Consider the following 11,208-nt stretch of genomic DNA (forward strand, 5'->3'; position numbering starts at 1 on the left):
TCCTTTTTTAAAAAATTATATCAAAATAATAAAAACATTAGTTCTTGTAAAATTTTATACTATCATAAAAACTTGTTATATTTTGATACTCTTTTGCTTTTTCTTTGCCTATTAAAAATAAATTTTTTATACCTGCTTTTATACCTGCTTTTATATCTGAGAGTTTATCTCCTATTAAAATTGAGTTTTTTAAATCTACATCAAACTCTTTTTTGGCCTCTAAAATCATTCCGATTTTTGGCTTTCTACACTCGCATTTTTCCTCTGGAGAGTGAGGACAAAAATATACTTTATCTATAAAAATAGATCTTTTTTTAAACTCATTTAACATATACTCATTTAGCTTTAAAAAATCCTCTTTTGTGTAATACCCTCTTCCTATACCTGATTGATTTGTTATTATAAAAATTAAAAAATCTTTTTGTTTATAAAATTTCAAGGCCTCAAAAACGCCATCACAAAACAAAAAATCCTCTTTTTTATAAACATAACCTTTATCCTCATTTATAACACCATCTCTATCCAAAAAAAGAGCCTTTTTCATATATTTTCCTTAATAACTTTTAAAACATCACTAGCCTTTATGCTTTTCATACAATTGTGGTGTTTTAGTGGGCATACTCTTTTCATACAGGGCGAACATGATAAATTTTTAGTTATTATATGTTCATTTGGGTTATTCCACTGGTTTGTCTCTTTAAAATTTGTAGGACCAAAAATAGCAAATGTTGTTACTTTATAAGCTGCTGCAATGTGCATAGGACCGCTATCGTTTGTTAAAAAAAGAGCAAGTCCTGCAATTTTTTCACAAAGCTCTTTTATAGTTGTTTTTCCTGCTAAATTTTGGTAGTTTAAAACCCCATTTTTTATAAGTTCATCTTCAATATCTTTAGCAATCTCTTTTTCATTAGGACCGCCAAAAATTACAATATCATAATTTTTACTTAAATTAGTAGCAACTTGTGCAAACTCTTTAGGGTACCATCTTTTTGCACTTCCATAAGTTGCACCTGGATTTATACCAAGTGTTGGTTTTTTATACAAAAAAGGGATAAATTTCAAAGACAAATCGCCTGTTTTATGCTCTAAATGCAAAGCATAATTTACAAAATCATTGTAGCGAATTGCTTGATGAATTGTATTTTTAGTAAGTCTTTTATAATTAAATTTCTTATATGCTTTTACAAAAAACATCATAATCTTTGATGAAATTGATCTTCTAAACGATATAGCCAAATCAACTTTTCCAATACTTTTTGCAAGTTTATACAACCCAATATATCTAAATTTTGCCTTTTTAGTGTCGTTTATAATAGTTTTTTCTATATTTTTATAGCCCTCAAAAGCTTTAAGAGAAACATAGGAGCCTATTAAAATAATTTTAGAATTTGGATAAGTTTTTATTATATTTTCAATGGCAGGAGTTGCCATGATAGCATCTCCTAGCCAATTTGGAATTTCTATTGCTATTTTTTTAATCTCTTGCATTTATCATCTCTTTATATGCATAAAATTGCGGAAGTTTTATAACTTTTCCATCTCTATTATCAACTAGCCCATACCCTGGAGCAACTAATTGGTGCCAAAAAACTTTCTCAACTAAGCCAGTTTGTAAAACTATTTTATGATATTCTAACATATATTTGCAATATTCTTCATTGCTTACACACTCCTTTTGGCTAGTTGGAGCATATGGAGCTGTATCTTTTAATGGCCAATTTACCTCCGTTATATAGACTTTGTTAGAAGTTTTTGGACTTAGTTTTGCTAAGGATGCAAAAAGTTTTACCTTTTTTAATGTATCAAAAAATAAATATTGTTTGTTAAAAGGGCTACCTCTTCTATCAACATATAAAAGTGCATTTGCAATGTCAAATTTTAAATTATAAAAGTTAAATAGAGCTCTTATGGCATAGTGATACTCAAAGTCAATTACACTTGGACCAATTAGTCTAATATCTGGGAATTTACTACATTTAATATCATAGGCAATTTTATATAACCTCAAATACTCACAAGGTGCAAAAAATCCCCATTTGATTCTATTTATGGTAGTTGCTATTTGATATTCATATACAAATTTATTAAATTTATTAAAAATTAAAGTAATGTTTTTTGCAAATAGCTCTAAGTTATCTATATTTTCTCTATTTTGAATAATATTTAAAACTATATTTTTTTTAGATTTTTTTGTGAAACTTTTACAAAACTCATAATATTTGTCTAAATTTTCAATATCACTAAGCGGTATTCTAATGAGTAGATTTTTTACACCAAGCTCCTCAACTAAGTCTTGTTGAATGTTGCCTTTGTCTAAATTTACACCTATTCCATAAAAATTTATAGAACTTTTTTTATTTTTATTTTTTAAAAATAGCATAAAAAAAAGCGATATTGGAAGTATAAAAATAGTTGTTATAAATAGTCTTAGATAGTCTAATAGATACTTCAATCTAGCATTTTTTTTAAATTTTTTATTTTCAATCACGCAAGGTTGGTCTGAAAATTTATCCCAAATAAAATGTTCATATTCTTTTTTCATATTGACTTTAAAATACCTTTAACTTCATTAAACTGCTTAACTTCATCAAAAATCTCACTAGCTCTATTTTTACCATTAATAGCTAAGCTTTTTAACAAAGCTTCATCTTTCATACATAGATAAATTTTCTCTTTTAAATCATCTTGTTTTTCACCATCAAAAAGTAGCCCACTTTTGCCATCTTCTATTATCTCAAGTGGTCCGCCTTTATTGTTGGCTATTACACAAATTCCACATCTCATGGCTTCAACCAAAACAAGTCCAAATGTCTCTTTTTTAGTAGCCAAAACTAAGCAATTAGATATTTGCATATATTCATTGGTATTATCAACAAAACCTGTAAAAATATCATCTTTATATCTACTTTTTAAATCCTTCAAATAACTCTCTTCCATACTATGTCCAACAATTAAAGCCTTGATATTTTCACCATTTTGTCTTAGTCTCTCAACCGCTTCTAAAACTTTATATTGCCCTTTTGCCTCCTCTATCCTACCAACTATTGAGACGATAAACTCATCTTTTAAACCAAGCTTATTTTTAAGTTCGTCTTTTCTTTTACTATCTATTGGCTTAAAGTCCCTTACCCCTATGTATGATTTTATAATATTAGGTCTAATCTCTTTTGGTATAAACTTTTCTAACTGCTCTTTTACTAAATTTGTTACTGCTATTATAGCATTTACATTTTTATATAAAAATTTATGGTAAAAATCACTCTTAAACCTAGTCATATGCATATGTCTAGTTTGAACTATTTTAGGTTTTGTTTTTGAAAAGATCTTTGCTAAAACTACAGTTGGCAAATCTTTTGTCCAATGAAAATGGACTATATCGATATGGTTTTCATCAATTATTTTAGCTAGTTTTATAAAGCTATTTCGTTTTATTTGAAAATATTTTATCTCTTTATTATCAAAATAGTGTTTTAGCTTAGAGCTTTTACCAACTACTGCAAGTGCATCTATCTCTATAGTTAGATCCTTCATATAAAGCTCTAATCCTCCAATATTTGGTGATAGGCACACTTCTAAAATTTTACTCACTTTCAATCTCACTTACTAATTTTTTAAACTCTTGTTCAATTTTAATATAGTCCTCCTCTAAATAGTCTTTATTTATAGAAAAATTGTTTTGCTTAGATGGTTCATTTATACTGCCCCATCTTTTGGCACTAGCAAATAAAGAGCTTCCAAAAAATGAAAATGTAGTTATATTAACAGCACCCGCTAAATGCATAGGACCAGTTGATGTACTAACAAAAATTTTAAAATTTGATATAAGATAACAAAAATCTATTAAAGAGTACTTGCTATCTAAACACACAACACTATTACCACAATATTTTTTAATATACTCTAAACTTTTTTTGTCATCTGGACCAAAGCTAAATACAATTTGTATATTTTTACTAGCAATTGATCTATATAATCTCACATAGTCTTCAATTTTTAAATTCCCATCACTACTTCCACCAAAACCTGGATGAAAGCAAATAATTTGTTTGTTTTCATCTATCTTATATCTTGCTTTAAACTCATCAAATATGAGCTTTTGTCTTTTTTTATCCATATTAATAACAGGTCTTGAAAAATATGACTTTACATTAGGATAAAGGTATTTTAATAGATCAATATTGTATTCAAATTCCCTTTTTTCAACTCTGCTTCTTCTTTGTTTTAATCTTTTGTTAAAAAATATTTGGGCTATTTTTGTAGCTGGTGCGACTCTTTGTTTTATTCCACTTAAAAAAAGAGCTAATCCTAACTTTGTATCTATAAAAGCGCTAATACTTACATCAATCTTAGCCTTTTTAATCTTTTTAGCTAGTTTTAAAATATCATCTTCATATAAAATAACATCATCAACGAACTCTAGCTCTTTGGCAAATTCAAAATTTACCTTTGATACCAATAAAATTATTCTAACATTTTTGATGTTGTTTTTAGCTAGTTTAATCATAGGAAGAGTTAAAACAAAATCTCCTATTTTATCATGTCTAGTTATTAAAATATTCATACTATGACTTTTTGTTTGCTTCATAAAGCATAATGTATTTATAAAAATTTGTAACCATATGTGAAAATGCCACAACTAAGCCAACATATCCATCTAAAAAACCAAGCTTAAAAAAATATGTTTTATTAAAAGAGTAAATAGCATTTAAAAATGCTTTTAAGGGGTTTGATTTCTTTTTGCCTTGATTATTTTTTGCAAAAAGTCTTGCGTAAACATTTGCTTTTTGAACAAACTCATCAATGCTATGATAACTATAATGCTCTACATTGCCCTTTAATATCTTGTTTTTCAAATTCTCATCAATTATTTTTTCATGAACATCATTATCATTATAGTTTGTAATTTTTTTGTTAAAAAGTCTTTTTATCTTTTGGTTACTCCAACCACAATGTTTTATCTGTCTATCTTTGTAATATGCATTGAAATTTAAAAGATAAACATAGCCTTCATCTAGCTTTTCATTTTTTAATGTTTCGATTAGTTCTTTATCCACAACTTCATCTGCATCTAAAATCAAAATCCAATCATTTTTTGCATACTGTGTTGCTTTTTTCTTTGTTTTTCCAAAACCCAAAAAATCGCCTTTTATTAAATTTACATTACTAAACTCTTTAGCTATTTTTATAGTCTCATCAGTTGAGCCATTATCATAAACAACCACATCATCAAAATCTTTTAAAGATTGAAGAGTTTTTCTAATCGTTCTCTCCCCATTTTTTGCAATCATAACAACTGAAATATCTTTTATCATCTTTTTGTCACTTTCTTAAATAGACCTTTTATGTAGTATTTTAATAATCTTAATGGTTTGAAAATTTCATCTTCACTTTTTAATTCATCACCTTTTATACGGTATATAACGCCATTTATTCCATTAAAATCTTTTTGAACCGCATTTCCTATTCTAAAAGCATATTTATAAATCTCTTTTGTTTTTTCTAAAATTTCTTGATTATATTTTCCAAACGGAAAGACAAAAGATTCAACCTCAATATCCAGTCTTTTTTCTAAAATTTCTTTTGAAAGTAGGAGTTCTTTTTTAAAATCAACACCTTTTTCTAATAAATTTATATGCGAATGTGAATGTGAGCAAATTTGAACTAAACCACTTTTTACCATCTCTTCTAACTCTTCAAATGTACAACAAGTTGCACTTTGATAATTTATAAGCAAATCATCATGAATATAGTTTAGTCTTTGTTCCTTTGATAAATTCGTTGTTTCAATTATATACTTAGTTGGAACTGCTAAAAGTGCTTTTAAATTATATTTTTTAAGAAGTGGAAAAATATAGTAATAAAAATCAGCATAAGCATCGTCAAAAACTAAACATATGCTATTTGTAAAAAGTTTATCGCTTGGAAAAACTGATATATAATTATTGCTTATATACTCTAAATGTTTTTCAAAAATAGATAGATCATTACTACAAGTATTACTATTTACATGATGATACATAACACCAATTAACATCTTTCACCTCATATTAAAATAGGTCGCTCACCTCTACCTTGCTTATGGTTTTAAAGGTAATTTAAATTTTAATATATTAAATTAAACTCATAGTACTTAACTTTTACAAATAGATAATTTACACAATTAGCCTATGCCCAAAAAGTACAATTAATCTATCTATAATTGCAAAAGTTAAATTTTTCAATACTACTTTAAGAACTATTATAATTTAATGTTTTTCATCTTTATGATTAATGCTCACAACTGAAAATACCCCAATAAATATTATAAATAATGTTCTAGTTGTCTGCCCTGTTAGCTGATTGTCCGTCAAAAAAGCAATTAAAAAAGTGAGTATAAAAAACAAAAAAACAGTTCTTTGCTCTTCATTTTCAATCCTTCTTAAAGCCCTAAAACATTCATAGATAATTAATAAAAATACCATTAGCCCAATCAAGCCAACTTGCATAGCTATAAATGTATATTGATTATGTGGGCTGTTTTTTTCAATAAAACCTCTTATATTACTCATATAGGCAAATTCATCTTTTTTTAGTAGCTTTTTATACTCTTCTTCATAGTCCCCAAGTCCTACACCAAAAAATGGATTATCTTTAATAACCTCAATTGATAATATATTAAGAGCAATCCTAATACCATTTGAAGAGTTGAAATTTCCTTTTTTAAGTAATGCTATCTCGTTTTCTGTCTTTTTAACAACTTTTTTAAAATTATCCACATAGTTAAAAGCAAGAACAAAAATCAAAATTAGAGCTATTGCTAGAGCTATTATTGCCTTATAGTTGATTTTAAACCTATATATCGTCCAAAAAATAAGAAGAACAAAAAATATAAGCTGCCCTGTTCTTGAGTATGATAAAAATAGATTTAACAAAGTAGTGCATAAAAACATAAACATAAGTATAGTTTTGTAATTTAATTTTTTAATATTAAATATCTTTTCTATTATTATTATTGCACAAAATGCTAAAAAAATACTATATTGAATTGAAAGCATAGTTGGATTAAAAAATTGAGCATCTATTTTAGAAGTCTTAATGCTACTTTCAAAATCAAAAACTAAAGGACTAAGTGCATAAATTTCAGTTATCAACATACCACAAAGAAAAGCTGTAATTATACTGCCTATCCACTCTTTTTTTACCGATGTTGCTATTACAATTATTAAAAGTAAATAACAATATTTTTTAAAATATCCAAGTGATAGCTCTAAATTTGAATATGTAAGGCTTATCGTTATTAGTATTAAAAAAGCCATTAGACATAAAAGCAAATTTGAACTTTTTATCATCTTAAATTTTCTTCTAAAATCTCCTTCTATAAGCCAAACAAGAGATAAGAGTATAATATTAAAACTATTTAATGCTTTAGATAGCGGGGATGCAAAAGCTAAAAATAAAATCAAATAATAATATATTTTTTCAAAATTAATTCTATTTGACTTTTGCAAATTAAATGCTATACTCACCATCTCTCCTTTTTATTTATTTTTTTATAACAAATATATCTTTAATGATATATTTTATCAATCAAATTATAAAACTATAGTTTGAACCTTAATATAAGTAATGGGTTTATATAATAAATATATCAAAATAGTTCATTTTCTACCTCTTATTTTTTTTGAAATATTTTTTATTTTTTTAAAATTATTAGAAACCTTTAAACCTTTTTTAACAAAATTTTCTTCATCTATTTTATTAATTTTAGCATACTCTTTTAACATAATAGCAAGATCATCATCATCAATCCAAAGTTTCATAAAATTGCTTAAAGCTTTTATTGGACTTACTTTTATAAATTTCATCCTATTTACATCAACTATCCTAAACTCGTACCCATTCTTTAATTTTTTAATAATGATATTACCAGGTGAATAATCTTTATGAAAGATATTATTTTTATGAAGTGTCGCTGTAAATAGAGCAAACTCTTTAAATATATTTTCTCTATCCTTAAAAGACTTATCTAAAAGTGGTTCTCTTATAGTAAAATCATACTTATACTCCTCACTTATAAAAAAACTCTTCCCCAATAGCCCATTTTTAAAAAATTCAATATATCCTGATGGTGTTGGAACAAATTCTTTAATCTTATAGGAGTTTTTGTAGGATTTTTTAGCCTTTGAGTCTGCAAAAAATGTAAAATATATCCTTCTAAGTAATTTTGGAGTTTGAAAAGATTTTACAATATAGTTTTTGTCATTATAATAAATTTTTTTAACCTCGTTTCTAGCTTTGTGAATTACTAAATCATTGTTACTAAAATAGTCTTGAATATTTAAAATAAAATTTCTAACCTCTTTATCATCTTTATTTATTTCATATCTCATCTTTACCTTCTTTATCTTACATTTTATAATAGATTGTCAAAATTTTATGCATATTTTACTCTATAAATGTTATTTAGATACTAAATTTGTCTTTAATTTGCATAAATTTAGTCTTATTTTACTATTTTTACTCTTTTAATCTACTGATATATAAAGAACTAAATTGAATTAAAAACCTAAAATAACTACTTGAAATTTAAAAAATATTTTTATCGTCTAGTTTTTCAATATCACTAAAAAGATTTAGAAAATTCTTTACATCGCTTCCTAGTCTTTTTTTTATGAAAGAGATATTGCATATTTTTAAAAATGGTTTTAAGGCTTTAGAGTAGCTAAGTAGTTTTTTTTCTACAAAAGAGTTATTGGTTAATTCTATATATCTATTTATGATATATCTATAATCAATCTTTTTGTTTTTAATCTTAGTAAAAGATAGCAAATAAAGCAAAAAATCTCTAAATTGCAAAACATCAAGCCTAGTTTTAGCATCAAAACTCTCTTCAAAATCTATAACATACATCTTATCATTTATATACGTAAAATTTCTAGTTTGAGAGCCTCCATGATACTCTTTAATATTATGTATTTTTGAAAGTTGTTCTAAAGATAAATCTATCAAATTTTTTATCTCATCTTCATTACAAGTTTTTAGCAGTTCATGTAGTGTTTTTCCACTATCTTCCATTATAAAAAATTCATCATTTTTATATCTTATCCTAGGAACATTTATACCATTTTTTGAAAAATAGAGATTTTTTTCATACTCATAGTTAAGTGAATTTTTTTTATCTTTTTTTTCTGGTAAAATAAGTATATCAAAATTAAAAATTTTAGAATAAAAGCTTTGAATCTTTCTAGGACCTGTTTGTCTAGCCTTTTTTAACCAATAAATTTTATTTTTAAATTTTATTTTTGATATATAGTTTAGCGATTCAATGTCTAAATTTAAAACAAATTCTTTAAGCTCTTTTTTTTCTACTAAATCCATTATATTTTCAATTTTTACAACTATATCATCTGGTTTAATCAAGTTAATATAATTACTATCTTTATTTAAATTTAACGGATTTATATCTTTTCTACTATCTATTACTAAATTTACATCTGTAATATAGCTGTTTCTAAAACTTGGAGTTGGTCCATAAATAGTAAGTGATGGCATATTTTGTGCCCAAGCAATATGCGTTATACCACTATCAGGACCTACAACTAAGTCAAATTCGTTCATCTTAGTTACCAAATTTTGAATATCCATTTTTTCTAGAATTTTAGCATCTGTTTTTGCAGATATCTCTTTGGCAATCTCTTGCTCGTATTTATTTCCTGCACATAGATATACTTCATAATTTTTCAATTTATTAATAAGTTGAATTTGTAAATTGGTTGGATATATTTTACTCTTCCAGCTAGATCCAATTGTTATTAAAATTTTACTAATGTTATTATATGGTTTTTCTCTTTTTAATTTAGCAAAGCATGGTTTTTTGTTTTTAATTTCATCTTCATTAAAATTAAAATTTAAAGCTCTAGATACTAATTTTAAATTTCTTAAAATAATATTTTCAGAGTAATCTATAAAAAAGTTATCTTTGTAAAATTTAGCAGCTAATTTTTCTCTTATACTATTTTTATCAAAACCAACCAAATTTGAACATATTATTTTGCCTACTATAGCTGATTTTATAAGCCCTTGAAGATCTATAGCTATATCATAATTCTCTTTTTTAAGCTTTTTTAATCTTGTATAGCTATCTCTAAACTCTTTATCTTTAAGCTTTAAAGATATAACCCTATCAATATACTCATGATCTTTTAAAATTCCACTAAATCTCTCATCGCATATCCAATGTATCTCAGAGCTAGGGATATTTTTCTTAATAAACTGTAAAACTATACTGGAATGAACAATATCACCTAAAGCTGATAGTTTAATGATAGCTATTTTCATAATATCTAATTATACGTTTATTTTCCATCTTCTATGTACCCAAAACCATTGCTCTGGATTTTCCATTATAATCTCACCATAAACATCATTACACATCTTGATGATGTCTATAATGTCCTGCTCTTTATCATCACTTAATTTAATTTCAGGAAACTCTTTTACTATCACTTCATACTTTCCACTTGCAACTCTTTTTGCAAATAAAGGCACTATTTTTGGCTGATATTTAACATATAAAGTACCAACAGTTTTTACAGTCATAGCATCTTTTCCTAAAAATGGAATAATTGCCATATTTGCACTTGTTTTTAAATCAGTAAGAAGTCCCACAACTCCACCACTTCTAAGTCTTTTAATTATCTTGCCAGTAGCGCCCTCTTTATCGATAATTTCAACTCTCTCATCATTTCTAAAAAGTGATGTTATATTCTCTTCTATTAGCTCATTGTTTCCTTTTTTTGATATCAATAACTGTGAAAAACCCAATTTTGATGCAAATTTTGGTAATATTTCCCAATTTCCAAAATGGGCAGCAATTACTATAAATCCATTCTTATTATCAGTAAATGCTTGTTTTATACTTTTTGTGGCTTCTTCTATATTTTCAATCAGATCTATAACTTCTATCTTTTTATTTAGCAAAAGCAAACACTCACAAGCAGTTATAGCGATACTTTTAAAATTTCTCTTTGCTAAATCCTCTATCTCTTGTTCGCTTAAATCATTAAATATCAATCTTAAATTTGAAATAGCATCATTTCTTCTTTTTTTAAGAACTTTAAACATAAAAGAGCCAATTTTATCAAATAGATAATAATTAGCTTTAATTGGTAAAATTTTACTTATTTTAATCAAAGTTAAAACTAGAAAATATTCAATTTTTTTCTTCAT

General features: G+C 25.7%; 11 protein-coding genes. All 11 read right to left on the reverse strand.

Annotated elements, in window-relative coordinates:
• Nucleotides 1-37 precede the first annotated feature (37 nt).
• Complete coding sequence (gene gmhB / locus CBLAS_RS05770) at nt 38-544, reverse strand: D-glycero-beta-D-manno-heptose 1,7-bisphosphate 7-phosphatase (protein WP_106871777.1); 507 nt, start codon at nt 542-544, stop codon at nt 38-40.
• Nucleotides 541-1,488 carry a glycosyltransferase family 9 protein gene (locus CBLAS_RS05775; protein WP_106871779.1) on the reverse strand — a complete coding sequence of 316 codons (948 nt, stop codon included), beginning with the start codon at nt 1,486-1,488 and terminating at the stop codon, nt 541-543. Before CBLAS_RS05775 ends, gmhB begins: the two co-directional genes overlap by 4 nt.
• Nucleotides 1,475-2,542 carry a hypothetical protein gene (locus CBLAS_RS05780; RefSeq protein ID WP_106871781.1) on the reverse strand — a complete coding sequence of 356 codons (1,068 nt, stop codon included), beginning with the start codon at nt 2,540-2,542 and terminating at the stop codon, nt 1,475-1,477. Before CBLAS_RS05780 ends, CBLAS_RS05775 begins: the two co-directional genes overlap by 14 nt.
• The gene (locus tag CBLAS_RS05785) at nt 2,539-3,588 is read right to left on the reverse strand and encodes a glycosyltransferase family 4 protein (RefSeq protein WP_106872051.1); all 1,050 of its coding nucleotides are present in this window, start codon (nt 3,586-3,588) and stop codon (nt 2,539-2,541) included. The genes CBLAS_RS05780 and CBLAS_RS05785 overlap by 4 nt, the downstream gene beginning before the upstream one ends.
• Entirely contained in the window at nt 3,581-4,585 is a 1,005-nt protein-coding gene (locus CBLAS_RS05790; RefSeq protein ID WP_241517603.1) for a glycosyltransferase family 9 protein, read from the reverse strand. Before CBLAS_RS05790 ends, CBLAS_RS05785 begins: the two co-directional genes overlap by 8 nt.
• Nucleotides 4,563-5,312 carry a glycosyltransferase family 2 protein gene (locus CBLAS_RS05795; RefSeq protein ID WP_106871785.1) on the reverse strand — a complete coding sequence of 250 codons (750 nt, stop codon included), beginning with the start codon at nt 5,310-5,312 and terminating at the stop codon, nt 4,563-4,565. Before CBLAS_RS05795 ends, CBLAS_RS05790 begins: the two co-directional genes overlap by 23 nt.
• Nucleotides 5,309-6,034, reverse strand: coding sequence for a polysaccharide deacetylase family protein (locus CBLAS_RS05800; protein WP_241517604.1), 726 nt, complete (start codon nt 6,032-6,034; stop codon nt 5,309-5,311). The genes CBLAS_RS05795 and CBLAS_RS05800 overlap by 4 nt, the downstream gene beginning before the upstream one ends.
• 211 nt (nt 6,035-6,245) lie before the next feature.
• Nucleotides 6,246-7,505, reverse strand: a complete 1,260-nt coding sequence (locus tag CBLAS_RS05805; protein WP_157940028.1) for an O-antigen ligase family protein — start codon at nt 7,503-7,505, stop codon at nt 6,246-6,248.
• A 132-nt stretch (nt 7,506-7,637) separates the two neighbouring features.
• Nucleotides 7,638-8,369, reverse strand: a complete 732-nt coding sequence (locus CBLAS_RS05810) for a protein kinase family protein (protein ID WP_106871789.1) — start codon at nt 8,367-8,369, stop codon at nt 7,638-7,640.
• 196 nt (nt 8,370-8,565) lie between these two features.
• The gene (gene waaC / locus CBLAS_RS05815) at nt 8,566-10,317 is read right to left on the reverse strand and encodes a lipopolysaccharide heptosyltransferase I (protein ID WP_106871791.1); all 1,752 of its coding nucleotides are present in this window, start codon (nt 10,315-10,317) and stop codon (nt 8,566-8,568) included.
• A gap of 9 nt (nt 10,318-10,326) precedes the next feature.
• Nucleotides 10,327-11,208 carry a lysophospholipid acyltransferase family protein gene (locus CBLAS_RS05820; protein WP_106871793.1) on the reverse strand — a complete coding sequence of 294 codons (882 nt, stop codon included), beginning with the start codon at nt 11,206-11,208 and terminating at the stop codon, nt 10,327-10,329.

The organism is Campylobacter blaseri (assembly GCF_013201895.1).
Taxonomy (GTDB): domain Bacteria; phylum Campylobacterota; class Campylobacteria; order Campylobacterales; family Campylobacteraceae; genus Campylobacter_B; species Campylobacter_B blaseri.

Bases quoted from the DNA above. Each gene is read 5' to 3' on its own strand.
- gmhB (WP_106871777.1), bottom strand. From the start codon at position 544: ATGAAAAAGGCTCTTTTTTTGGATAGAGATGGTGTTATAAATGAGGAT.
- CBLAS_RS05775 (WP_106871779.1), bottom strand. From the start codon at position 1,488: ATGCAAGAGATTAAAAAAATAGCAATAGAAATTCCAAATTGGCTAGGA.
- CBLAS_RS05780 (WP_106871781.1), bottom strand. From the start codon at position 2,542: ATGAAAAAAGAATATGAACATTTTATTTGGGATAAATTTTCAGACCAA.
- CBLAS_RS05790 (WP_241517603.1), bottom strand. From the start codon at position 4,585: ATGAAGCAAACAAAAAGTCATAGTATGAATATTTTAATAACTAGACAT.
- CBLAS_RS05795 (WP_106871785.1), bottom strand. From the start codon at position 5,312: ATGATAAAAGATATTTCAGTTGTTATGATTGCAAAAAATGGGGAGAGA.
- CBLAS_RS05800 (WP_241517604.1), bottom strand. From the start codon at position 6,034: ATGTTAATTGGTGTTATGTATCATCATGTAAATAGTAATACTTGTAGT.
- CBLAS_RS05810 (WP_106871789.1), bottom strand. From the start codon at position 8,369: ATGAGATATGAAATAAATAAAGATGATAAAGAGGTTAGAAATTTTATT.
- waaC (WP_106871791.1), bottom strand. From the start codon at position 10,317: ATGAAAATAGCTATCATTAAACTATCAGCTTTAGGTGATATTGTTCAT.
- CBLAS_RS05820 (WP_106871793.1), bottom strand. From the start codon at position 11,208: ATGAAGAAAAAAATTGAATATTTTCTAGTTTTAACTTTGATTAAAATA.